The 25,726-nt window shown below is 45.3% G+C and carries 18 protein-coding genes and 1 pseudogene; 15 read left to right on the top strand and 4 right to left on the bottom strand.

Annotation, left to right across the window (positions count from 1 at the left end; genetic code table 11):
- Positions 1–20: 20 nt before the first annotated feature.
- Positions 21–800 carry a nucleotidyltransferase domain-containing protein gene (locus QZ938_RS00190; RefSeq protein WP_293346833.1) on the bottom strand — a complete coding sequence of 260 codons (780 nt, stop codon included), beginning with the start codon at positions 798–800 and terminating at the stop codon, positions 21–23.
- An 81-nt stretch (positions 801–881) separates the two neighbouring features.
- Between QZ938_RS00190 and QZ938_RS00185 the strand changes: the two genes are divergently transcribed.
- The 7 genes from QZ938_RS00185 to QZ938_RS00155 all read left to right on the top strand — a co-directional run bounded on the left by QZ938_RS00185 (position 882) and on the right by QZ938_RS00155 (position 6,857).
- Entirely contained in the window at positions 882–1,010 is a 129-nt protein-coding gene (locus tag QZ938_RS00185; protein WP_293346836.1) for a hypothetical protein, read from the top strand.
- 106 nt (positions 1,011–1,116) lie between these two features.
- The gene (locus tag QZ938_RS00180; protein ID WP_293143612.1) at positions 1,117–1,977 is read left to right on the top strand and encodes a Tab2/Atab2 family RNA-binding protein; all 861 of its coding nucleotides are present in this window, start codon (positions 1,117–1,119) and stop codon (positions 1,975–1,977) included.
- Positions 1,978–2,208: 231 nt separating this feature from the next.
- On the top strand, positions 2,209–3,504 hold the full coding sequence (locus QZ938_RS00175; RefSeq protein WP_293144013.1) for a TldD/PmbA family protein: 1,296 nt from the start codon (positions 2,209–2,211) through the stop codon (positions 3,502–3,504).
- A gap of 348 nt (positions 3,505–3,852) precedes the next feature.
- Positions 3,853–4,809 carry a GDSL-type esterase/lipase family protein gene (locus QZ938_RS00170; RefSeq protein ID WP_293346840.1) on the top strand — a complete coding sequence of 319 codons (957 nt, stop codon included), beginning with the start codon at positions 3,853–3,855 and terminating at the stop codon, positions 4,807–4,809.
- A 143-nt stretch (positions 4,810–4,952) separates the two neighbouring features.
- Complete coding sequence (locus QZ938_RS00165; protein ID WP_293346843.1) at positions 4,953–5,663, top strand: haloacid dehalogenase type II; 711 nt, start codon at positions 4,953–4,955, stop codon at positions 5,661–5,663.
- 54 nt (positions 5,664–5,717) lie between these two features.
- Entirely contained in the window at positions 5,718–6,494 is a 777-nt protein-coding gene (locus QZ938_RS00160) for a tetratricopeptide repeat protein (protein WP_293346846.1), read from the top strand.
- Between the two features lie 102 nt (positions 6,495–6,596).
- Entirely contained in the window at positions 6,597–6,857 is a 261-nt protein-coding gene (locus tag QZ938_RS00155; RefSeq protein ID WP_293143597.1) for a tetratricopeptide repeat protein, read from the top strand.
- 71 nt (positions 6,858–6,928) lie between these two features.
- Here QZ938_RS00155 and QZ938_RS00150 read toward each other — a convergent pair.
- A pseudogene (locus QZ938_RS00150) lies at positions 6,929–7,049 on the bottom strand (IS630 family transposase); the annotation flags it as partial.
- Between the two features lie 296 nt (positions 7,050–7,345).
- Between QZ938_RS00150 and QZ938_RS00145 the strand changes: the two are divergent.
- The 3 genes from QZ938_RS00145 (at position 7,346) to QZ938_RS00135 (ending at position 12,179) form a co-directional block, all read left to right on the top strand.
- A complete protein-coding gene (locus tag QZ938_RS00145) occupies positions 7,346–10,156 on the top strand; it encodes a chloride channel protein (protein ID WP_293346849.1) in 2,811 nt (936 codons plus the stop codon).
- 656 nt (positions 10,157–10,812) lie between these two features.
- Complete coding sequence (locus QZ938_RS00140; protein WP_293346852.1) at positions 10,813–11,934, top strand: glycosyltransferase family 4 protein; 1,122 nt, start codon at positions 10,813–10,815, stop codon at positions 11,932–11,934.
- 11 nt (positions 11,935–11,945) lie between these two features.
- Entirely contained in the window at positions 11,946–12,179 is a 234-nt protein-coding gene (locus QZ938_RS00135) for a hypothetical protein (RefSeq protein WP_293143588.1), read from the top strand.
- A gap of 124 nt (positions 12,180–12,303) precedes the next feature.
- Here QZ938_RS00135 and QZ938_RS00130 read toward each other — a convergent pair whose 3' ends face one another.
- Positions 12,304–13,239, bottom strand: coding sequence for an exopolyphosphatase (locus tag QZ938_RS00130; RefSeq protein WP_293346855.1), 936 nt, complete (start codon positions 13,237–13,239; stop codon positions 12,304–12,306).
- Positions 13,240–13,305: 66 nt separating this feature from the next.
- On the opposite strand from QZ938_RS00130, the gene bioF reads away from it, so the two are divergent.
- Both bioF and QZ938_RS00120 read left to right on the top strand, forming a co-directional pair.
- On the top strand, positions 13,306–14,478 hold the full coding sequence (bioF, locus tag QZ938_RS00125; protein WP_293346858.1) for an 8-amino-7-oxononanoate synthase: 1,173 nt from the start codon (positions 13,306–13,308) through the stop codon (positions 14,476–14,478).
- Positions 14,479–14,886: 408 nt separating this feature from the next.
- Positions 14,887–15,036 carry a hypothetical protein gene (locus QZ938_RS00120; RefSeq protein ID WP_293336410.1) on the top strand — a complete coding sequence of 50 codons (150 nt, stop codon included), beginning with the start codon at positions 14,887–14,889 and terminating at the stop codon, positions 15,034–15,036.
- Positions 15,037–15,413: 377 nt separating this feature from the next.
- Here the strand turns inward: QZ938_RS00120 and QZ938_RS00115 are convergent, their stop codons facing one another.
- Positions 15,414–16,781 (bottom strand): TldD/PmbA family protein, encoded by a 1,368-nt coding sequence (locus QZ938_RS00115; RefSeq protein WP_293346861.1) that lies wholly within the window; start codon positions 16,779–16,781, stop codon positions 15,414–15,416.
- 529 nt (positions 16,782–17,310) lie between these two features.
- Between QZ938_RS00115 and QZ938_RS00110 the strand changes: the two genes are divergently transcribed.
- The 3 genes from QZ938_RS00110 (at position 17,311) to QZ938_RS00100 (ending at position 25,657) form a co-directional block, all read left to right on the top strand.
- Entirely contained in the window at positions 17,311–21,966 is a 4,656-nt protein-coding gene (locus QZ938_RS00110) for a PAS domain S-box protein (protein ID WP_293346864.1), read from the top strand.
- A gap of 307 nt (positions 21,967–22,273) precedes the next feature.
- A complete protein-coding gene (locus QZ938_RS00105) occupies positions 22,274–23,131 on the top strand; it encodes a DUF1361 domain-containing protein (RefSeq protein WP_293346867.1) in 858 nt (285 codons plus the stop codon).
- 552 nt (positions 23,132–23,683) lie between these two features.
- A complete protein-coding gene (locus QZ938_RS00100; RefSeq protein ID WP_293346870.1) occupies positions 23,684–25,657 on the top strand; it encodes an ABC transporter ATP-binding protein/permease in 1,974 nt (657 codons plus the stop codon).
- The last annotated feature ends 69 nt before the right edge of the window (positions 25,658–25,726 follow it).

The following is a 25,726-nucleotide window of genomic DNA, read 5'->3' as shown; positions in this document are numbered from 1 at the left end:
GTGGCTGACGCACCCTATTACTAATTTTGAGAATTGGTATTAGAGTATAATTTAGCTTCTGCCTGCGGCAATGTATCTGCGAAAAAAGCCTCGGCTGTTTGCTGTTTTGCTCTCAAATCTTCCAGATTTGCAATGCAGAAAAGCGGTGTGACGCGATCGACTATTGCGGGCGGAAAATCTCGGGTGAAATATTTGAGGTTAAAGTCGTATCTGTGGGGACGGTAGATCCTGCCCAAGAGTTCGACCAAGGGTAAAAGCGTCCAGTTGTGATAGTTGCCGATCGCATCTACTAAATGACCGCGATATATCTCTTTTTTGACCAGAGGTTGCAGCAAATCAAAAAGAATTGTGATTTCGTTGAATCTGGCTTGCATTTGGGCAAGATGCTTGTTTGTATCCAAATGAGGCGGTACAATTAGATTGGCTTTGTCAAAAGCGATCTGGACTTGTCCGTGTCTCTCGATTTCTAGAAAATCGTTGCGGCTGCTGCGCCGGAAAACGGCAAAATCAATTAGCAAGAACGGCGGAGTTTCTTTGAGCCGCCAAAAGCACTGGGATTGACCGTGCCAAGCAGGTTCTTGAACTCGATATTTGAGTTCTATTTCACCAATTTCGGCGATGGTTTTTTCCACAATCTCAAACGTTTGTTCGATGCAGTTATCTGCAACCAGCACTGCAATATCGAGGTCTGACCATTCGTCTGTGTAGCCGTGGGCTGCTGAACCTCCCTGCCACAAAGCGAGAACAAAATCTAAAGGTTGTAGGGTTGAAACAATCTTTTCGAGAATGATTTGTCTCATCGGATCAAGCTATAGTTAGAGTTTTCCTTGGCTTCGACAAGTTTAACAAATATCGAGGGTTGAGATTGCTGGGGGACTGTTATGCTCAAAATTGTTAATGCGTCCGATTGGGTGCTGCTGCGGAAATTTAGATGGGAAGCGGCGAGGGAGAAGGGTATTTTTGGGGAAAGCGCGATCGCCCGTCAAGTAGGCAGAGGCATAATTAGTTAGGTAAGCGCGATCGCCCGCAATTGAAAATCAGTCTTAAATTCTTACTCATCAGAAACTTGCCCGATGTCAGGTAACATGAGAAAGGATTAATTTTTAACAGCGCGGCATGGCTACTATTTGGGAACTCGACTTTTACAGCCGTCCAATCCTAGACGAGCGAGACAAAAAAAAATGGGAAGTGTTGATTTGCGAAAGCCCGCTGAATGTAGGCGACAAGGCAGAATCTCTGTTTCGCTATTCGCAATTCTGCCCCAGTACAACCGTGAATTCCCTGTGGCTGGCTGGTGCAATTAAAGATGCGATCGCCTCTGCACCGAAACCACCCGAAAAAATCCGCTTTTTTCGCCGCCAAATGGCGAACATGATTACCAAAGCCTGCGAGGAATTGGATATTCCCTCAGCCTCCAGCCGCCGCACCCTCGCCCTCAGCCTGTGGCTGGAAGAACGGATGCAAGACGTTTATCCCGCCGAACCGGGTTATCAGCCGGTTGTGAACCCCACCGTTCAATTTGTACCCGAAACGCCCATAGCGCTGCCGGATGCCTTAATCGGCGAAAAATGGACGTTTGTGAGTTTGCCGATCGCAGCTTTTGACGAAATGTCCGAGTGGGATATTGGATTTGGCGAAGCTTTCGGACTCCCGATGACACGCCTCGCCCCGGAAACACAAATTCCAGGATTAATTATCTACTCATCGAGAGCAACGGCTTTAGCAGGTTGGATGTCGGGTTTGGAATTAGCTTTTCTCAGATATGATAGCGCCCCTATCCCTAGGCTGGTATTAGATACGGGAGCTAACGATCGCTGGATTATAGCTAATCTCAGAGACTCAGCAACTGAGAAAGAAGCGGCATCATTTGAAGCGGCGAAAAAGCAAGCAAAACAAGTACATTTTTTAGCAATTCAGTCGAATTCACAATCGGAATCTTTTGCAGGATTTTGGCTGCTGCACGAACTAACTAATTAGTTGTTAGTTGTTAGTTGTTAGTTGTTAGTTGTTGCGATGCCCTGAGTTCTTCGACTAAGCTCAGGATAAACTCCGTCGAAGGGTTAGTTGTAGATTATGGGTTGTGGCTTCCAATAACTAATAACCAGTAACCAGTAAGCAGTAACTAATAACCAATAACCAATAACTAATAACCAATAACTAATAACCAATAACTAATAACTAATAACCAATAACTAACCACCGACAACAATGACCAATCACCAATCAGCAGAACAACTGCTAGAATTAGCCACCAAAGCAGGTGCCGAAGCTGCTGAGGTATTGGAATCGCAATCGCTCTCGCGGCCGGTATTTTTTGAAGCAAACCGCCTCAAACAGCTAGAAACTGCCCAAGCAGAAGGCATTGCGCTGCGGCTGTGGCGGGACGGGCGGCCGGGTTTGGCGGTAGCCTACGGGCCCGTGGAAGCCCAGATTTTGGTCGATCGCGCGATCGCACTTTCGCAACTCAACGAACCGGAAACCATCGAACTCGGCACCGGTGACAAAGTTGTGTATCCCGATCGCGGAGTGTCAGTCCCAGCCGAACAGTTGGTAAACTGGGGAAAAGAGGCGATCGCGATCGTCCGCGAAGCCTATCCAGAAAGCCTCTGCACCGCCGAGCTCGACTGCGAAATTGAAAGTACCCGCTTGCTGAACACCAGAGGCTTGGATTCTAGCCACACCGACACCACCCTCAGCGGTTATTTGTCAGCAGAATTAGTCCGCGGCGAAGATTTCCTCAACATTTGGGATGGCGAAACCGAACGCGGCAAGCTCGACTTAACCACCAGCGCCAAGCGGGTTTTGCAGCGTTTGGAATGGGCGAAAGAAAATGTAGCCCCCGCCACGGGCCGCGTGCCGGTACTGTTTACAGCCAAAGCTGCCGATTTGCTGTGGGGGACTGTCTGTGCGGCGTTGAATGGTAAACAGGTACTCGAAGGCGCTTCTCCTTGGAACGATCGATTGGGCCAACAAGTAACATCGCCCCTTGTCACTCTCTCGCAGCAGCCGGATATCGGGCCCTATAGCTGTCCTTTTGATGACGAAGGTACTCCCACTCGGGCGATCGTCTTTATCAACAGCGGAGTATTGCAGCTATTTTATACCGATCGCACCACCGGTCGAGCCTTGGGAAGCGGCACTACCGGCAACGGATTTCGCCCGGGTTTGGGCAGCTATCCAACGCCGAGTTTGTTTAATGTTTTGATTAAACCAGGAGAGCGATCGTTAATTGACTTAATCGCTCAATTAGACGACGGCATTGTCATCGATCAAATGCTTGGCGGCAGTGCCGGAATTTCCGGCGATTTTTCAATAAACGTCGATCTCGGCTACAGAGTCAAAAAAGGTCAAATAATCGGCAGAATCAAAGACACCATGGTAGCCGGCAACGTCTACAGCGTCCTCAAACAATTGGTAGAATTAGGAGGAGACTCCGAGTGGAACGGTTCTTGCCACACACCATCTGTAATTGTAGAGGGATTGTCCGTTACGGGCAAAAACTAATCGGTCATTGGTCATTAGTCATTTTAGTTCGTAGTGCGGACTTCAGTCCGCAAAAATCTGCGGACTGAAGTCCGCACTACGAACCATTTTTGTTAGGGGAATCCACCGGACATGATATCATTGGTCATTGTTAATAAATCTCTTTCCCGGTGCGCGATAGTAGAGAAATATTCACATCGAAACTAAGAGACTACTTACTCTCACGCACCGACCATACTCTTACATAATATCGCTCCACTGTCAACAACATAAATGTTGACTATTCTATTGCCAATTATCAATTTACCTGTCAACTGTCAACTGTCAACCGTCAACTGTCAACTGTATAATCCAAAATCAAAAAACGTTATGCGTATTTGTTTTATCGGCGACTCTTTTGTCAATGGTACGGGCGACCCCAAATATCTTGGTTGGACAGGACGTGTTTGCGCGGCAGCTAGCGGGCAAAGACAGGATATTACCTACTATAATTTAGGAGTGCGGGGAGAAACCAGTACGGATATAGAAACTCGGTGGTTCAGCGAAATTTCTTGTCGCTTACCTCACTACTGCGACGGCAGAATAGTATTTTCCTTTGGCGTCAACGACACTTATTTTGAAAACGGAAAAACTCGCGTCGAACTTGAAAAGTCAATTGAAAATCTCCGCTATATTCTCAACTCTGCGAAAGAAAGAGTGCCAGTCTTAATGATAGGGCCGCCGCCAGTTATTGATGTCGAGCGCACAATCAGAATAGCCAGTTTATCCGAGCAGTTTTCCCAAGTTTGTAGCGAGTTAAATGTGCCTTATTTAGATATTTGTACCCCGCTGGAAAAATCAGAGATTTGGATCGAAGAACTTACCAACAATGACGGTTCCCATCCTCGGGCTGCTGGTTACAAGGAAGTGGCTAAAATAATTCACAATTGGGAGGCTTGGAAAGATTGGTTTAAAAATATAAACATATCAGATAAAGAGACGGTAACTCTGTTTAGAGCAGTCGGAAAAAAAGAAATGGAATTAATTAAAGAAAGCGATTTTCTGGAATTTCCGCCGCGACTGTCTTTCCAGCCTATTTTTTATCCCGTACTTCACAAAGCATATGCCATACAAATTGCACGAGATTGGAATACCAAAGATGCAGCATCGGGATATTTTGGTTATGCAACCAGGTTTCGAGTTGTGGCTGAATTCTTGAAAAAGTATCCCGTCCAAACTGTCGGGAGTTCGATTCATCAAGAGTATTGGATTCCAGCGGAAGAGTTGGCAGACTTTAATCGCAATATTGTCGGCAAAATTGAAATTTTTGCTGAATACCAACCGTAAAATAGAATCAACAGGACTTACGGATTGCTGCTCAGAAACCGGGTTTTTTCCTAAAAAACTGGTCGATCGCCTTTAATCCTTGTAATAAATCGGTTTCTATAGGTTGGACTGGCTCAGTCTCGATAAAATAGGAGGAATGACAGATGTTAGATTTTAATCAATTTGAAGTTGTGAGTTTTGACTGCTACGGCACTCTCATAGATTGGGAAAGTGGGATATTACCAGTCTTGAAACAGTTGCTGTCCAACCGCGAAATCGATTTTAGCGATGACGGAACTTTAGAAATGTTTGCTGAGTTTGAATCGGAACTGGAAAAAGACAGGGGTGAGTATATCAAATATCGGGAAATTCTGCAAGAAATAGTCAGAAAAATTGGTAAAAGATTTAGTTTTGAACCGACAGAAACAGAGTCGGCAACAGAAATTAATTGTTTGGTTGAATCGATCAAAAATTGGCAGCCCTTCCCGGATACAGTTGCAGCTTTGAGAGCGCTCAAGCAAAAATATAAATTGGCGGTAATTTCCAACATTGATGACGATTTGTTTGCTGGTACTGCCAAACATTTAAAAGTTGAATTCGATTGGGTGATTACTGCCGAACAAGTACGATCGTACAAACCGTCAACTCGCAACTTTGAAATGGCGATCGAGAAAATGGGCATACCACCGTCAAAACTCCTGCACGTCGCTCAAAGCCTGTATCACGACATTGTACCAGCCTCAGGTATGGGAATATCGACAGTTTGGGTAAATAGGAGATACGATCGAACAGGATTTGGTGCGACACTGCCGGCCAGCGCCCAGCCGGATTTAGAAGTGCCGGATTTGAAAACGTTGGTGGAGGCGATCGCCTAAATAACCGCAGATGTCAAAATAGTTGCTTGAAATTACCAAAAGGTGGAGATTAGGATGAATTTTAAAATCTTGACTGGAGTGTTGACAGGATTAGTTGTTTCAACAACCACAGGTTTAGTAAATTGTCAACCGAGTTATGCCGAAAATAAAAGCTTTTCATTGAGAATTCCGATCGACCAAAGTTTCAGATTGTTGGCTTCAACGAAGGTGGATGTGGGCGCACAGGTAGCCAGTGAGGCTTTGACACAAAACCAAACAGCGGAAGAATTTTACAATCAGGCTGTAGAAAAGTACAAAGCAGGAGATTATCCGGGTGCTATAGAGTCTTACACTCAAGCGATTAAACTCAACCCCAATTATGCCGAGGCCTATAACGATCGCGGTGTAGTCCGATCGAACTTAGGAGACAAGAAGGGTGCGATCGCAGATTTTGACCAAGCCATAAAAATTAAGCCCAATGATGCTAATGCCTACATCAATCGAGGCAATCTCCGCGATGAGTCAGGAGACAGACAGGGTGCGATCGCAGATTATGACCAAGCCATCAAAAATAACCCCAACAATGCCACCGCCTATGTCAATCGGGGCAATGTCCGGGATGACTCAGGAGACAGTCAAGGTGCGATCGCCGATTACGAACAAGCCCTGAAAATTAACCCCAACTATGCTTTAGCCTACTACAATCGGGGGATTACTCGATCGAGGTTAAAAGACAAGCAGGGTGCGATCGCAGATCTTCAGAAATCCACAGAATTATTTCAGAAACAAGGCAATAAAGTTCTTTACGAAAAGGCAATAAATATAATTAATAGACTTCAAGAATCACCATAAACCAATACGGTGGACTTAACGCTTTTTGACGAATGTCATCTCAAGATTTTCTAGGCAATACAGGCATCTCTTGAAAGTCAGATTGTTCTTAAGTCAACCGTATTGTACTATAACCGAGGTGTCACCCGATCGAGCTTAGCAGACAACCAGGGTGCGATCGCCGATTTCGACCAGGATATAAAAATCAACCCAGACTATGCTGAAGCCTACGCCAATCTTGGTATTGCGCGATCGATATTAGGAGATAAGCAGGGTGCGATACAAGATTTACAAAAAGCCGCCGACTTATTTCAGAAACAAGCAAGAAAAGATGATTATGAAAAGGCACTAAACCTAATTAAAAGAATTCAAGAAAAATCATAAATTTTTCAACACCTTGTAATCTCAATTAATGTTGCAGCTAATTCATCTTCTTTAATGTGTTGCCACTCTAATTAAATTGGGTTCATTTTGGAACAATATAAAGATATATAAACCCTGCTCTTCCCACTTTGACCATAACTGTTTAACCTCCTGACATCGGTGTATTAGACCGTTGTCTTGTACAATGATTATTTACCAGAACTGCTATAGTATAGGAATCAAAATTATGGCATCGAAAAAATAGTAAATTAGCAATTAAAATTCGCTGTATTTTCCCAGATATAACGCAATACGGTTGACTTAAGACAGATCCCCCCTAACCCCCCGAACCAAGGGGGGGACAAGAAGCTCTTAAAGTCCCCGCAACGATGCGGGGGATGCGAGGGGGATCTCCGGGCATAAATAGTGTTAAGTAAACCGTATTGAGATATAACGAATATTTGCTAAAGTCTAATCGAGCATACAATTCGCAGGTTATCTACCTATTTATGCCGTACATTCATATCCCTAAGCAACTTAGGGAACCTTCCAGGGTGATCGAATCTCAGCTTTTTTTACGCCCCAAACGCCTCGCTATTTTTGAAGCTTGCCTGATCGGTTTAATTTCAGGATTGGCTGGCGTCTTGCTCAAATTAGGAGTCGGATGGCTCGGCAGTTGGCGAGTTGCTACCTCAACGCTAATTCCAGCTTTAATTTTGCTTCCGGCTGTCGGTTTATTAGGCGGGTTTCTAACAGGTTTTTTAGTTGAACGTTTCGCTCCAGAAACTGCTGGTAGTGGCATTCCTCACGTCAAAGCTGCCCTCGCTGGTGTCAATCTTTCTTTGAATTTACGAGTAGCTGTCGTTAAACTTCTGACCACTATTTTAGCAGTTGGTTCCGGTTTAACCCTGGGAAGACAAGGCCCAACCGTCCAAATTGGAGCGTCTTTGGCAGGCTGGATAGGTAACTTGATGCCGACTTCCCCAGACTACCGCCGCCAATTGATTGCTTGCGGTGCAGCGGCGGGACTGGCTGCTGGTTTTAATGCTCCGATTGCAGGGGTTTTGTTTGTAGTTGAAGAACTGCTGCACGATGTTTCTGGCTTGACTTTAGGTACGGCAATTATTGCTTCTTTCATCGGTGCGGTTGTTTCGCAGCTTTTGGGCGGAGATAGTTTAAATCTCAATTTGCGAGAGTATAAAATTAGTTTTTTTCCTCAGGAAATTCCGTTCTATATACTGTTAGGAGTTTTAGCGGGATTGCTGGGAGCTTTGTTCAGCAAAGGGATTATTGCTGGTTTGCACTTCAATCGAAAAACGCTGAAATTAGCCTTGCCTTGGCGAATTGCTTGTGCGGGGTTTATCTGTGGTATAGTCATCGCTGCTTTGCCAGAAAATTTTCGCAATAATACTGGTTTGCGCGAGTTTTTGCTAACCGGAGAAGCTAGCGGAACCACCAGTTTAATTGCTTTTATCGCTCACTTTTGTTTGACAATTCTTTCCGCAGCTTCGGGAGCTCCGGGAGGATTGTTTGCACCTTCTTTAGTTCTCGGTTCGGCACTCGGCCATATTGTCGGTATTGTACAGGCACATTGGCTGGGTGTTGGTTTGCCGGTAACTTACGCTTTGGCGGGAATGGGAGCGTTTTTTTGTGCGGTTTCTAGGGCGCCGATTACGGCGGTAGTTATTGTGTTTGAAATTACGGCAGATTTCAAATTAGTGCTACCTTTGATGATCTGTTCTGTAGTTGCTTATTTAGTCGCCGAAAAGGTGGACAGTGGCTCTTTGTACGATCGCCTTTTGGAGTTTAGCGGCATTCATCTCACCAAAGATAAACCTGCGGTTGATGGTTTGAGCGACTTGTACGCAGCCAACGTGATGCAGCGCCGAGTTGAAACTCTTTCGAGTCAACTGACTTTCGATGAAGTGATGCAGGCTTTTTCGCGATCGCACCACCGCGGCTTTCCGGTAGTTGAAAATGGTAAACTGGTCGGCATTATCAGTCAAACCGACTTAGCAAAAGCCAGCGAGCAGAATTTGTCCGGCAAGACACTGCTCAAAGAATTTATGACTGCACAGCCGATCGCAGTCAAAGCCAAGGATACCCTAAGCGAGGTACTGTACCGACTCAATCACTACAATATCAGCCGCTTGCCCGTCATAGAAGGACGGCATCTAGTTGGAATTATTACCCGCAGCGACATAATCCGAGTAGAATCCGATCGCCTCAGCGGAGAAACAACCCAAGGCCCGCATCCAGAACCATCCTATGTAGTGTATCAAACCAGAGCGCCACAAGTCGGAAACGGCCGCTTATTAGTGCCGCTGTCCAACCCACAAACAGCACCCGCCTTGCTGCGACTGGCGGCCGCCATTGCGCGCGATCGCAATTACGAATTAGAATGCCTGCAAATCATCACAGTACCGCGCAACAGTTCCCCCTCAGAAAGCGCAGTGCGAACCACAAAAAGCCGCCGCCTGCTGCAACAAGCCGAGCGCATTATCCGCAATTGGAACTTGCCAGTACACACTCAAATCCGGGTAGCTCACGACGTGCCTCACGCGATTTTAGAGACAATTAGGGAGCGTCACATTGACTTAATTTTGATGGGATGGCAAGGCGAATTATCCACAACAGGACGCATTTTTGGCGATGTCGTCGATACCGTAATTCGGCAAGCAGGCTGCGAAGTAGTTTTAGTTAAATGGAGCGAAAAACTATTAGCAACACGCCAGAAAAATGAGTTTTTAACAGCTAGTAGCGCGCGGGAATATGCGTCTACAGAATGGCAGTTAAATGCCGCAGGAATTGATGACGCAGAAAATTCTCAATTTGTGACATCAAGTTCATCAGCGACACCAGAGACTAAATTTTCCTCGCCCAATTCCGACATTCGGGCGCCAGAATTGGGATTGCACACACTGATGGGTTTGCACCGCTGGTTAGTACCAATTCGCGGCAGTTACAAGCAAGCTGCGGCATTGCGGCTGCTACCTGCTTTCGTGGCTGCGAGTGCCTTATCGGAGATTAAATTGTGTCAGGTGCACCAGCCTTCTGTTGCGGAGCCCTCGCGCGCCGAATTAAAGCAAGCTGCGAAGTTTATTCAGGGGCGGGTTAGTTGTGAAGTAATAGTGACTGCGGTTTGCGCTAAGTCGGTGTCGGATGCTTTAATTGATTTGGCTCAAAACGATCAATGTGATGCGATCGTCCTGGGAGCGAGTCGCGAAGGGCTGCTGAAACAGGTAATTCAGGGGAACATCCCGGAAGCTGTGGCGCGCGGATGCGACTGTACAGTCATATTAGTGCGATCGGCATCCTAGCAAAATCATACCATGGGCGATTTGAGATTTGAGTCGTAGGGTGCGGATCCATCAACAATCCCTAAATCATAACGGTGTTCAAAAAGATGAGGTACGTTGTTGGGCTTCAGCCCCCTCTTAGTGTTTATTATATAAGCCGTCAGCCATACCTCATCTTTTTGAGAAAGGCTATATATGCAAAATCATCAAGCGACGCACCTTACACTTTAGCAAAATCCTAAGCTGTACCGCATTTAAATCGTATATTTTGAGATGTGAGTCGTAGGGTGCGTCGCACTCGAACAGCCCTAAATTATATCAACAATCTCATGAATCCGCATCTTTCACGTGGAGGCTTGTACAAATGTTTTTATGAATAATTTATACCAATTTTCAACGAAATAACAGTATTCTTGTTCCCCCCCTTAGCAAGGGGGGGCTAGGGGGGGTCGAAGAGTGTTGCACAATTTTAGAGAAATGGTATTAATTAATCAACCCTCAATAAACCCCAAGGTGCGCCAGGGCAAAAATCCTGAATTTGTATTTAAAACCTTCTCACCTCAATAAACCCAAGGTGCGTCAGGGCAAAAATCCTGAGTTTGTATTGAAAACCTACTCGCCTGACGCACCCTACAATCAATAACAAATAACAAATAACCAATAACCAATAACTAATTATGGTTCACTTTAACGTCGGCTTTCAAAATTTTAATTCCTTCGCCGACATTACCCTATCGCTGGCGAAAACCTTAGACAAAATGGGGATTCCTATTTCAGTCGAACCCTCAGAAATCGCATCTCACCTCACACGCTATTCCACAGCCGAAGAAAACCACCTCCTAGCCAAGTGGATGAACACCGCACCATCAGATTTATTTCAGCTAAAATGGTCTCATTACTGGAAACCTTTCTTTTTAAAAGAACTCAGCGGACACCTCAAATTAGAATTTTTTGCCATCAATTACGAATTCGCCAGAAATGATGATGAATATGATTACTGGATTTACGATGCTGTCAACAATTCATCCCACATCATAGCCGTCAGCGAATATTCTAAAAACGTTTTAATCCAAGCTGGATGTCCGGCAAAAAAAGTCTCCGTCATACCTCTAGGTTTCAATCCTTTAATTTCGCAACTCTATTCTGACAGACCTAAAAAAAACCAGAAAGATGTAAAATCTATTCTGCACATGACCAATTCTTTTGACTTGTATAGATTTGGCACGGATCTCGCCATCCAAGCATTTTATCAAGAGTTTCAAGATGATGCCAACGTAGAGTTGATCGTCAAAGATGGTGGCAAAAATCCTGATGCCATAACCGAACATATCATAAATATGGAAAGACAATTCGGCAAATTAAAGCCGAAAATAGAGATAAAGCCTAAATTTTTTACTAAAACAGAACTAGCGGATTTATACTTATCAGCAGATGCTTTTTTGGCTCCGTTTCGTGGCGAGGGTTTTGCGATTAAAATTTTGGATGCCTTTGCTGCGGGTTTACCAGTCGCTATGACTGTGTACGGTGGCCCGACAGAGTACGCAAATAGTGCTAACTGTTATCCCATTGCTCACGATCTAATTCCCGTCGGAGAATGTTACGATACTCAGTATCTTAAAATTAGAAATTCTCCTCATTGGGCAGAACCAAATGTTCAGTCTGTTCGCGAACAGTTGCGAAAAATTGTGGAGGATCCCATGCGTTTTCAGGTAGCCCAAAAAGCTCGGGAGACGGCGGATTTATTTAATTGGGAAGCGACAGGCAAAAAATTGCTAAAATTAATGCGAGAGTTGTTTTAGGAGCAGAAATTATGGGACTCGAACGCAAAATGTTTAGGGGAATGTTTTCGCCTAGCGAAGTGGTAAGATTGAAGCAGCCTTGTTTTACTCCTGGGCGATTGTTTGAAGCAGGAAATTATAACGCTGCCGATTTGCCGGATGTGGCTTTTGATATGGGTTTAGTAGATTATTTGCCGCCAGTCAAAGGCAAGAGTGCAGAAAATTTCAACGCCCCGAACCCCCAACCTCAAAACCTTGAGGACTAAACTCCCGCTAGCAGCAAGGACTTGAGTCCTAAACATTCCCTTTTGTAGTAAGGACTTCAGTCCTGAAAATTTAAATCATCAAAGACTCAAGTCCTGACTGCAAAAAATATCAAGTTAATTTAATTCAACCCTTTTGCTCAATCTGGGCAATTAACTCTTTCAAAACTTTACTAGCTTTATCATTTTCAATCTGACAAGTTCCCGCATTCCGGTGGCCGCCCCCACCATATTTTAACATTAACTCCCCAATATTAGTTTGAGAAGTTTTGTTGAAAATTGACTTACCAACAGCGAAAACAGTATTTTGTTGCTTCAGTCCCCAAAGTGCATGAATCGAGATATTGCACTCGGGGAACAAAGCGTAAATTGCAAAACGATTTCCCGCATAAATCACATCTTCGTTACGCAAATCTAAAACGACTAAATGATCGTAAACTTTGGCGCAACGCTGTATTTGGTCTTCAAATTTTTCAGATTGATCGAAGTAAAGGTCTACTCTTTCTTTCACATCAGGAAGCTGCAAGATTTCATCGATGGTATGATTTTTGCAGTAATCGATTAACTCCATCATTAACTGATAATTGGAAACCGTAAATTCTTTAAACCTGCCCAAGCCGGTGCGGGCGTCCATCAAGAAGTTTAACAGCACCCATTCTTCCGGTTGCAAAACCTCTTCTTTGGCAAATTGAGCGGAGTCTGCTTTGTCAACTGCTAGCATCATCGCTTCGGAAATATCAGGAAACTTTGCTTTGCCTCCATAATATTTGTACAGCACTCTGGCTGCGGAAGCTGCATAGGGGTCAATGATGTGGTTGATTTTGATTTTTTCATGTCTGAGAGTTTCGCTAAAATGGTGGTCGAAAGCTAGATGAACTCCCTCAACATATGGTAAATTGGTGGTAATATCGTTATTTGTTATTTCGATTTTTCCATCCTGCATATCTTTAGGATGCACGAATTTAATCTCGTCTATCATATCGAGTTCTTTGAGTAAAACGGCACAGACAAGACCGTCAAAATCACTGCGGGTGACTAATCTGTATTTTTTAGTGAGTGGCATATGCTTCTCTGATAGGCAGGGACTGATTATAAGACAATATAACTTATTACTCGATCGCTGGACAATATGAATGCAGACCCTTACGCTTGGCTAGAGAAGTCCCTGGACACTGTTCGCCGGGCCGATTGGTATCGATCGCCACAATTGATCGAAAGCTGTCCGGGGCCTGTGGTAAAATTAGCAAGCCGTTGGCTGATTAACTTTGCCAGCAACGATTATCTGGGACTTGCCGGCGATGACAGGTTGATTCAAGCGGCGATGGCTGCAACTAAGGAATTTGGTACGGGTGCAACGGGTTCGAGGTTAGTGGGCGGACACCGCGATTTGCACCGACAGCTAGAACTGGCTATTGCTAATTTAAAACAAACTGAAGACGCTTTAGTATTCAGTTCTGGGTATTTAGCGAATTTAGGGGCGATCGCATCAGTTGTCGGCCAGCGCGATTTGATATTATCTGACAAGTACAATCATTCGAGTCTCAAAAATGGAGCCATACTCAGCCGTGCAACAGCGCTAGAGTACAATCACTGCAATCTTGAAGATTTAAAAGCCAAGCTAGAGGAAAATCGCGTTAAATTCCGCAAGTGTTTAATTATTACCGATAGCGTCTTTAGCATGGATGGGGACTTGTGTCCGCTGCCGGAGTTGTTAGCTTTGGGCGAGCAATTTAACTGTATGGTATTAGTAGATGAAGCTCACGCTACAGGAGTTTTCGGTGCTAGCGGTGCCGGTTGTGCAGAACATTTCGGCTGTAAGGGATTGCCACTAATTCAAGTTGGCACGCTTAGCAAAGCTTTGGGAAGTTTGGGCGGCTACGTTGCGGGCTCTGCTGCTTTAATTGATTTTCTCCGCAATCGAGCCGCGAGTTGGATTTATACTACAGCATTGACGCCGGCTGATACGGCTGCTGCCTTGGAAGCTGTGAGAATTGTACAGCAAGAACCAGAGCGCCGAGTTCGGTTGCAACAAAATATTGAAACTTTCAAATATGGGGCGATTACCAATCGCCAATTACCAATTAGCAATTCCCTCTCCCCAATTTTCAGTCTGCTGTTAAAAGATGCAGCCACAGCTTTAGCAGTTAGCAGCCAACTCAAGGAAATGGGTATTTTGGCTGTGGCGATTCGCCCTCCGACTGTCAGTGTCAGCCGCATTCGGATTTCGCTGATGGCAACTCACGAGCTCGCACACCTCAATCATCTGCTAGATGCGCTGGGGCAAGTTTTCAGTTTTGACTGAGGTATGTTGTTGCGCTTAAGCGCTTTTATCTATGTCAAAGAGCGCTTTCATCGCAACTACGTACCTTTGATTTCGCGCTATGCGTCTATATCCAAGAGCGCCCAAGCGCAACTACTTACCTAAGAGCGCCCAAGCGCAACTACTTACCTAAGAGCGCCCAAGTGCAACTACTTACCCAAGAGCGCTCAAGCGCAACTACGTACCTAAGAGCGCTTAAGCGCAACTACTTACTTTTTAAATTTTTGGAAATGTCAAGATATCGCTATTGACTTATGCCAGGGAGTATACTCTATTGTGGTCGATTGGTCAATAACTGTAAACTTTTTGTAAATTTAGATACTTTTTGAAATTTTGCGCTATATTAAAGAAGTCGGAGTTACACCAAATTTAATATAAGGAACGTTCACCATGAACACAAATCGCCAAAACGTAAAAAAAATCGCTGAAACCCACCGCGCTAACATTCAAAAGCAACTGATGCACCGCATCGACGTGGCCAGAGCCAGCGGTAATCAAGATTTGGTTCGGGTACTCGAAGATGAGATGAGACAGTTGTAAGTCGCTGCTACTAAAATTAGTCTGTAGTTTGGTTGAGAGGGTTGCGTGAGAAATGCAGAATTCCCGCAACCTCTACCCGATAATTTTTCAGTCCTCTCTTAGTTGGTAGAAAAAACCCCGGTTTCTTCAAGAAATCGGGGTTTTTTATGAGTTATTAGTCCTCAAATCATGTGCGGCAATCTAACGATAGGTTTGTAGTGAGGACTTTAGTCCTTTCTTAAACCAGCTAATCAGGCAGGAGTAAAATCCTTACTGCAAACCTGATGTACAAAGGATTATATGGTTTGTCGTGAGGATTTCAGTCCTTTCTTAAACCAACTAATCAGGTAGGACTAAAGTCCTTACTACAAACTCGATTGTGGTGCAAAAAAAAATGATTATCTGCCTCCGACTACAACATTTTTGATCCGTAAATGGGGGCCGCCGACGCTGACAGCTAAACCGCTTTGGCCACCTTTTCCACAGCCGCCGTAGGCATAAACTGAGTCGTTGCCGATCGACTCAATATCCTTTAAAGTCTGAAATACGTTGCCGCTTAACGTGACATCACTCACCGGTTCGGCTAATTTGCCGTCGCGAATCATGAAGCCTTCGGCTGCTGCAAAGGTAAACATTTCGCCGTTGGTTTGTCCTCCCAACATCCGTACTGCATAGACTCCTTCTTCAATGTCGCCCACCATTTCATCGAAAGAATGTGCGCCAGATTCGATCGCAGTATTAGTCATCCGCACCAACGGCATAAAAGTAGCGCTCAAGGCCCGGGCATTTCCCGTCGGAGCTTCGCCCATTTTGCCCGCAGTCTCGCGATTGTGCATTCTCGCTGCTAAAACTCCATTTTTAATTAAATGCTTGCACTGAGCAGGCACTCCTTCGTCGTCGTATTTGAGGGTTCCCGGCAATCCCGGCAATGTTGCATCGTCAATTACGTTCAATTGTTCGATCGCCACAGGCTTGCCCAAAGTCAACAATTCCTGCATTTTCGGGTTTTCGTAAATGCCGTCTGCTTCCGACAAATGGCCGAAAGCTTCGTGAATAAATACCCCTGACAAATAAGGGTCTAAAATCACTGGATACTGGCCGCCTTTGACCGGTTTTGCTTCCAATTGGCTCACCGCTCGCACGGCCGCACTCTTAACACGATCTTCTATATTTGTCAAGACATCGTAATCCGATCGCGAATGAATCGATTCAAACCCTTGGCGAACGACACCGCCTTCTCCACGGGCGATCGCCCCAAACCGCCCCGTCACGTCCAAACGCTCTTGAGCAATGCAAGTTCCTTGAGAATTTACAAAATAAGTAATCCCGAATCGATCGCTGTAACCGGCCATTGTCGTCTGAATTCGCGGGTCGATATCTAACAGCAATTGGTTGTAAGATTCGAGCAACTTGCGCTTTTCGGCTAAAGTAATCGATCGCGGATCGCGACCAAATTCCACCGCGACATAATCTTGAATCGGAGTTACATCTGCTAGTACAGTTTTTTCGCTACCTACCAAACGAGACTGCACGACAGCTTCTTCAATCCGGGCTTTTAATTCAGCTAAACCGTTAAATGTTACAAAACTCCAGCCGCCTTTGTGGCAGGCGCGGATGCCGCCGGCTAGACTGAAACTGCGGTTGACTGCATCTAACTGAGGGCCGCGAAAACTAATGGCTGTTGACTCGCTTTGTTCGAGGCGAACTTCTAGATAATCTACTCGATCGCGGTAAGGTGCGATCGCTTCCATCAACTGTTCCTGCATCAAATTGCCCCTATGTAATGATTAGCGCCCAGCACTGACAAAAATTATTGCTAACCTTATTTTAGCCAACAAATCCCGTGTTTCGGGTGCGCGAGTCTGGAGTTGGGGAGATGGGGAGAGTGGGAGAGTGGGAGAGTGGGAGAGGGGGAGAAGGAATTGGTGTCAACAAACACGTCAAACGTAATTCCAGTCTTCTGTCTGGTGATTAATGCCAGATCCCCCCTAACCCCCCTTAGGTCGGGGGGGACAAGAAGCACTCAAAGTCCCCCTTCTTAAGGGGGATTTAGGGGGATCTGGCTTCGGCTGCGAACGAAAAATACAAAAGTTTTTGACCTTAAGTTGACACCAATGGGGAGAATGTGCGAGGGAATTGAAATAAACAATTTTAGAGGTACAACAGCTTAGAACACACAAAACTCGTGCAGGCTTGTGAAAAGCCCCGTCTGCCGGAAATCTTGCATCTGCCTAGAAAAATGAAACTAAAATAAATATATCTAAAGACTTAAAAATATAGTTGAACTGCCGACAGATGGAATACTTTAAGCTGAAAAAATTCCAAATTTCACCGTATTTAGCAGCATTTTCGGCATTAGTAGCAATTTTGGTCGGAGTTGGCATTTTAGACCGATCGGAACAAGAGCGATTTTTGCAACACAACCGCGCTAGCACGATCGATCGGCTCAGCACAGTCCGCTCAAAGTTGGAAGGTTCTTTGAATTCCCGGCTATTTTTGATCCGGGGATTGGTAGCTGACATTTCCCACAACCCAGACATCACCGCAGCCGAGTTTGCAGCTACTGCGAGAATTTTGCTGGCACAACAAACCGGCATTCGCAACATCACTTTAGTTAAAGGGACGACGATCGCAGATATTTATCCGAAGGATGGAAATGAAAAGGCGATCGGGGTTGACTTGATGGCGCTACCCAAACAGCGGCAAATGGTCGAAGATGCGATCCGCACCAGAAAAACTTTGCTTGCTGGGCCCGTGCAATTATTGGAGGGAGGCGTGGGCTTCGTCAGCCGATCGCCAATTTTTCTGACTCCCCCCGACGCCGAGCCCGAAACAGGAGTTTACTGGGGGTTGATCGGTGTGATCCTCGAAAAAAATGTCCTGCTTGAGGAGGCGGGACTCAACGATCCCTCAGCCAAGGTGCAATACGCTGTGCGGGGGAAAGACGCGAAGGGAGTGTCAGGCGAGGTGTTTTTCGGCGACGAGTCGATTTTTCAGAACAATCCAGTGGTGTTGGAAGTGATTTTGCCCAACGGTTCCTGGCAGTTGGCAGCAATTCCCGCGGGAGGATGGCCCGAGAATTCGCCGCTGCGGGGGTGGTTGCTCTCAGGAGGCGGCTTGCTGGCAGTTTTGAGCGGGGTGGCGGTTTTTACGGGGATGTACGGCCTATCGATGCTGCGATCGAGCGAAGCTAAGTACCGGCAACTGGTTGAGAACGCTAACAGCATGATTGTGCAGTTAGACAATGAAGGCAAGATTACTTTTTTTAATGAGTTTGCGGAAAATTTTTTCGGCTATTCACAAGCAGAAATTCTTGGCAAAAGTGCGATCGGCACAATTGTAGATCCGGCCACATTGTCGGAAAATCAGTTAGCCATAATGATTCGAGACTGTTTGGCACAGCCGGACAAATACTTCAAACACGAAAATGAAAACATCCGCCGCAATGGGGAAAAAGTCTGGATAGCCTGGAGAAACAAACCTGTGGTCGATTCCAAAGGGCGATCGATCGGGCTGCTGTTCGTCGGTACAGACATTAGCGATCGCATCCTAGCAGAAGCCGCGCTGCAAGCGAGCGAATCTCGCTATCGGGCAATTATTGAAGACCAAACCGAACTTATTTGCCGTTTCTTGCCCAGCGGAGTTGTGACTTTTGTCAACGATGCCTACTGCCGCTATTTCAATAAATCGCGATCGGAGCTGATCGGCAATTGTTTTATGCCTTTGATTTGGGAAGAAGATAGAAACTTGTGCAGCGATATTTTCAATTCTTTAAGCCTACAAAATCCCGCTATTACCTGGGAACACCGCGTAATTCTCGACACGGGCGAAATTCGCTGGATACAGTGGACTGACAGGGCAACTTTTGACGATCGAGGTGCGGCGATCGAATACCAAGGAGTGGGGCGCGACATTAGCGATCGCAAACAAGCTGAACTCGCCCTGCAAGCTTCAGAAGCAGAATTGCGGGCATTGTTGGCTGCCATGAACGACGTAATTTTTGTGTTCGATATTGAGGGACGCTACCTGAAAATTGCCCCCACCAATCCCGAACCTTTGTACAAGCCGCCGGCGGAAGTTATAGGTAAAAAAATTCACGATCTATTCGATCCAGAAACAGCAGAATTATTTTTGGACAAAATTACGACCGCTGTCTCTACTAATCAAACTTTGAGTTGTGAATATCACCTGGAAATTGGCAGCGAAAAAAAGTGGTTTGCTGCTACCATTTCGCCAATGAAAGACAACACGGCTTTGTGGATTGCCCGGGACATTACCCAGCGCAAGCAAGCTGAAAATTGGTTGAACGGTCAAAAACAAATTTTAGAAATGATTGCTCAGGACGCAAGTCTTTGCGATACTTTAATTACTTTAATTAAAATTATCGAACAGCCATCTAAAAATGTCATGGGTTCGATTTTGATTCTAGCTCCAGACGGCAAACATTTGCTGCACGGAGCCGCGCCCAGTTTGCCAGAAAGTTATAATGCTGCTATTAATGGAGTAGCCATCGGCCCGAATGTCGGTTCTTGCGGCACTGCTGCCTATCGCTGCGAACAGGTGATCGTTACAGATATTGCCAGCGATCCTTTGTGGCAAGACTTTCGAGATTTAGCCTTGAGTTTTGGACTGAGAGCTTGCTGGTCTACTCCTATTGTCTCATCTGGGGGTCAAGTTTTGGGAACTTTTGCCATGTATTACGCCCAACCGCGCACTCCCCAAAATTTTGAGCTGCAATTGATAGAATCTGTCAGGCATTTAGCAGGAATTGCGATCGAGCGGAAACAGGCAGAAGAAAGTCTCAAACAGCTCAATGAAGAACTAGAAAATAGAGTCGAACAAAGAACTGCTCAATTGATGCAAACTGAAGAACGCTGGCAGTTAGCGCTCAAAGGTAACAATGACGGCATTTGGGATTGGAACTTGCAAACAAGAGAAATATTTCTGTCCGATCGATTTAAGGAAATCACCGGATACGAACAAATCGGAATGCTCGATTACTTTGACGAATGGAACAGAAACACGCATCCCGATGATTTAGCTTTAGTAATGCAAGCTTTCCAAGACCATTTAGACAAAAAAACGCCGCATTACATGACCGAATACCGCTTGTGGTGCTACAACAGCACCTACAAATGGATACTCAGTCGCGGACAAGCTTTGTGGGACGAATCTGAAAAAGCAGTCCGCATTGTTGGTTCAATTACTGACATCACGGAGCGCAAACAAGCAGAGGAAGCACTGCGGAAAAGTGAAGCAAGATTCCAAAAGCTGTCGGCTAATTTGCCGGGAATGATTTATCAATGTTTGTTGCGTGCAGATGGCTTTGTCAGTTTCCCTTACATCAGTCCTGCTTCCCGAGAAATGTTTGAGTTAGAACCAGAAGCTGTGCAGCAAAATTCCGCTTTGCTAATAGATTTGGTTCATCCAGACGACCGCCAACACTATCACGAATCTGTGGCTGTTTCCGCCCAACAATTGCAACCTTGGCAGTGGGAAGGACGGCTGGTGCTTCCTTCCGGCAAGATGCGCTGGTTTCAGGTAATTTCGCGTCCTGAAGCTCAAGCAAACGGTGATATTCTTTGGGACGGCATCACTACTGATGTTACGAATCGCAAACAAGCTGAGTTAGCTTTGCAAGAGAGCCAGCAGTTTATTCAAAAAATTGCCGATGCTACTCCCGGTATTTTGTATCTCTACGACTTGGAAGAACAGCGAAATGTCTATGCTAATTCTTCTGTTGGCACGCTTCTTGGCTATACATTTGATGAAATTAAAGCGATGGGTTCATCACTAATGACTCAGTTAATTAACCCCGAAGATTTGCCAAAAGTTTTGGAATATCACGCGAGCTTTGCAGAAATTAAAGATGGCGAAATTAGGGAAATTGAGTACCGGATGCTGGCCGCAAACGGTGAATGGTTTTGGCTGCAAAGTCGGGATACTATTTTTACCAGAAATTCTCAGGGTCAGTCAAAGGTAATAATTGGATTTGCCCAGGATATTACGACTCGCAAACAAGCTGAGGAAGCTCTGCGACAAAGCGAGGCGCGAGAAAGAGAAAGAGCTACAGAGCTAGAGTCAGCGCTGCGGTCATTGCGCTCTGCTCAATCTCAACTCATTCAAACTGAAAAAATGTCTTCTTTGGGGCAATTAGTTGCAGGCATAGCCCACGAAGTTAATAATCCGGTTAACTTTATTCACGCTAACATTGCTTATCTACACCAGTATACTACACAGTTGCTGGATCTGCTGAATCTTTACGAACATGAGTATCCCGAACCTAATGCAAAAATTGTCGATCGCATTGCAGAGATTGATTTGGATTTCATGACTGAGGATCTAAGAAAACTTGTAGGTTCGATGCAGGTGGGAACCGATCGCATCCGGCAAATTGTGCTGTCGCTGAGAAATTTCTCGCGGCTGGACGAATCGGCAATGAAGCCTGTCGATATTCACGCGGGAATTAATAGCACTTTGTTGATTTTGCAGCATCGCTTAAAGAGTCACGACAGGCGCCCGGAAATTGAGGTAATTAAGGAGTTCGGGAATCTGCCGCCGGTGGAGTGCTATGCGAGCCAACTGAATCAAGTGTTTATGAATATTATTGCTAATGGAATTGATGCTATTGAAGAACAATATCACAAGTTGTCAGTTCAAGAAGCAGTGACTAAGAGCGGCCGGATTGTGATTTGCACTGGTGTCACGGCCCAGAGCACTGTGAGGGTGGAAATTTCGGACAATGGTACGGGGATTCCGCAGGCGGTGATCGATCGCATTTTTAACCCGTTTTTTACGACAAAAGCTGTGGGGAAAGGTACTGGCTTGGGAATGTCGATCGCGCACTCGATTGTGGTAGAAAAGCACAAGGGCAAGATTGACTGTTTCTCGGAAGTCGGAGGGGGAACGACTTTTGCGATCGAAATTCCGATCGGCAAAAGTTATCAATAGTTAAGTTGCTTAGGTACGTTGTTGCGCTTGGGCGCTCTTCGAGGATCTATGAAAGAGCGCTTAAGCGCAACAACGTACCTTGATGAGAGTTGTAGATATTGTAGGGTGCGTCAGCGATTAGCCTAATTTTGAGGTGGGGAGCCAGAAGTGCCGAGCTGACGCACCCTACCAATCAGACTAAAGAGGGCGGGCACGGGGGCACCGCCCCTACAACTGTCAACTCTTCCTTCTGTTATACCGACTAAGATAGATTCAAGCTGCTGAGAAAGCGGTGCTGCTTGAAACCTTTAATTGTATAAAAACTGACATGATGGGATTAATCCTGGAAGCGATCGCAGCAATGGGACAGAATGTCCGCTGGATGTCTTGGAATTTGTTTTTAGGTTTAGTACCGCTGGCGTTGAGTTTTTGGCTCTTCCGCAAACCTCGATCGCGCTGGCTGCTGTGGGGTACGTGGATTCTCCTAGGCGCTACTTTTTTGCCTAGCACGCGCCATGTTGTGTCGTATCTCAAGCACATTGTGCAAGATGTGGGCACAACTTACGTTTTGGGGGCGATCGCGATTACGCTGGCACTAATGGCTTTAGATATCTGGGTGCTGCGACAGCGCGGAGTTCGCTCTCTCCGCTGGTGGGGCGGTTTTTTCTGGTTTATCGCGTTTTTGCCCAATGCACCCTACGTTTTAACTGATATCATTCACCTGATCGACCAGATTAAAGAAGGGACTTCGGTGTGGACTGTGACTCTGGCTTTGATTCCGCAGTATCTGGTGTTTATGCTGGCGGGATTTGAGGCATATGTACTTTCGGTGATGAGTTTGGGTTACTATCTGAAGCAACAGGGTTGGGGTAGATTTATTCTGGCAACGGAGATAACCATACACGCACTTTCGGCGATCGGCATTTATTTAGGACGATTTATCCGGTTCAACACTTGGGACATTCTGGCGAATCCCGATGCCTTAGTTAACACCGTCATGAATGATTTGATTGGTAAGCGTCCGGTTGTAGTAATGGTTGCAACATTTGTCGTCATCGCTGTTTTGTATTGGGTGCTCAAGCAAGTTAGTTTGGGGATTAGCCAGCGATTTTACTACAATCTATCCTCCTCGGAGTCGATCGGCGAAACCGCCGCTTCTGCCGATCCCATAGATTTGAGATTTTAGATTCACCCCACAACTAACCTACAAACTGTTTGCGTCTCCACAACTTAAATCGGAAAACCAGTCTTCCTCTTTAAGTAAGTTCAACAGTTGACAGTTGACAGTTGACAGTTGACAGTTTAATAGCGATCTCTACCCTTAAGTACGAGGATTGGAATAATCAATAGTCTGATTTTAATTTCTCCCGATCGGGCGGGCTTTCAACCAATTCTTTCTGGTAAGATCGTGTCCCCTAAAATAACCGTTATCAGGTAGGTTCGAGCGTTTGGACTTCAGTCTTCATGAAAATTTGAGGACTGAAGTCCGAGCGCTCGAACCAATTTAATTGTAGTCGTGACAGCGCACCTCATATAGCAGTCCTAAATCATTTGTGAGTTTCTTACTCCCTCCCCTTAGTAAGGGGAGGGTTGGGGTGGGGTAAAAAGATTTACGACTCCTGCAAGGATTGCTATAGGAGACCAATCTCTTCCCTAAACTCCCAAATAAATTACTGCGACAATGGGGAATCAAACTTGATATGTTAGAACAGTTGAAGTAGTTTTGCAAACAGTAAAGATGAATCGATTTGACCGTCAGTTGTGGGAAAAATTTATTGCAATCGCTCAGCCTTACTTTTATCCTTTAGAGCCTGGAGGAGGCAGGGTTTTTCTGGGATTAGTAGCGCTGTTGTTGATATTTCTCTTCGCTGCTATGTTTGTACTCGTTAGTGTTGTATGTTTGGGTGCTGCCGCTCTTTTTCCGGATTTTGTCAATAATATTGCTGCTGGGTTAGTTAGTTTGTTGCAACAGATTATTTATTCTCCGGAAATTATCATTGTTGCCTTGATGCTAATTATTCCTTTGAGCGCTTTTTTATTTTTTAAAGGCAGGTTGATACCGAATTGGCAGTCGTGGTTTTTTTTAGCTTTATTGCTGTTCTTATCCTTGTCTGTCAGCGGTTTGAATGTAATCATTAGTTACGTCAGTAATTTTTTCAATACAGCACTGGCCAAAAAAGACGAACTCAATTATTGGAAGTATCTTTTTGTATATGCAGGGGTTTTTGCAGTCGGCACTCCCATTGTGGTAATTTACGGCTACATCCAAGATAAATTGAGTCTCTACTGGCGACAGTGGATGACAAATAAGTTCCTAGACAAGTATTTTAATAATCGGGCTTATTACGAAATAAATTCACACAAGGAAATCGACAATCCCGACCAAAGAATTTCTGAAGATGTCAAATCGTTTACTCGTACAAGTTTGACATTTATGCTGGCGCTCCTGAGTTCAATAGTTAATATTATATCTTTCACGGGTATCCTGTGGTCAATCTCGAAACAACTTTCAATTTTCCTGGTTGTCTATGCTATGTTGGGGACGACCGCCAGTCTGATTTTTGGTCAAAAATTAGTGCCTCTAAATTTCGAGCAACTTAAAGAAGAAGCTAATTTCCGCTACGGACTGGTTCACATTCGCGACAATGCTGAATCCATTGCCTTTTATGGGGGGGAAGAGCGAGAATCGATGCAAATAAAGCAGCGGTTCGTGGAAGTGTTCCGCAATTTTAATTTGCTAATTGGCTGGCAGCGAAATTTGGATTATTTTACAACTGGATATGGGTATGCTGTGGTGATTATTCCGGCTTTGTTTCTCGCTCCTGCTTATTTTGCCGACAAAACCGATACGATCCAGTTTGGAGACATCACTCAGGCGGGTTTTGCTTTCCGTCAGGTTTTAGCCGCTTTTTCACTGATTGTCAGTCGCATTGAACCCCTTAGTGCTTTTGCAGCTAGCATCAATCGTTTAACTGTATTTACAGATACTTTGGAAGCAAAAAAGGCGGTATCTCGTGCCGGAGGAACTACTATAGATATCGTAGTAGATTCTCAGTTGACGCTGAAACGGGTTACTTTAGATACTCCGAAGCATCAAAAGACTTTGATTAAGGATTTGTCGGTGGCGGTGTCGCCGGGAGAAGGACTGTTAATTGTCGGTGAAAGCGGTTCTGGGAAGAGTTCTTTGCTGCGGGCTATTGCGGGTTTGTGGGACTCGGGAACGGGTCGTCTGGCGCGGCCGGAATTGGGAGAAATGCTGTTTTTGCCGCAGCGTCCTTATCTGATTTTGGGCAATTTGCGATCGCAACTTCTCTATCCCAACACCAGCAGCGAGGTTGATGAGGAACAATTGCGCCGCGTTTTGGCATTAGTCAACTTAGCAGATTTGCCGGACAGATTGGGCGGTTTTGATGAGGCTTTAGATTGGGTAGAGATTTTGTCCCTGGGAGAACAGCAGCGTTTAGCTTTTGCCAGATTGTTATTGACAAAACCGCGATATGCTATTTTGGATGAGGCGACAAGTGCTTTGGATTTGAAGAACGAGCAACTTTTATATGAACAGTTGCAAGCAACTCAAACTACATTTGTGAGTGTGGGCCACCGATTGAGTTTGTTGAAATATCACCAGCAGGTTTTGGAACTTTTGGGTGATGGGAGTTGGCGACTGCTTTCAACCGAAAAATACTGCGATAGTACGAAGGTTTTTGGCTGATACAGCGCTGGTTTCAAAAATTGTGAATTTACTCTGTTTTTAGTTTTTGGTTCGCGGTGGGTGGCGGTA

Origin of the sequence: Microcoleus sp. CAWBG27, from assembly GCF_020883145.1 — a bacterium.
Classification (GTDB): Bacteria; Cyanobacteriota; Cyanobacteriia; order Cyanobacteriales; family Microcoleaceae; genus Microcoleus.
Note: the sequence above shows the minus strand (reverse complement) of the source record. Positions and strands in the feature narration are given on the sequence as shown.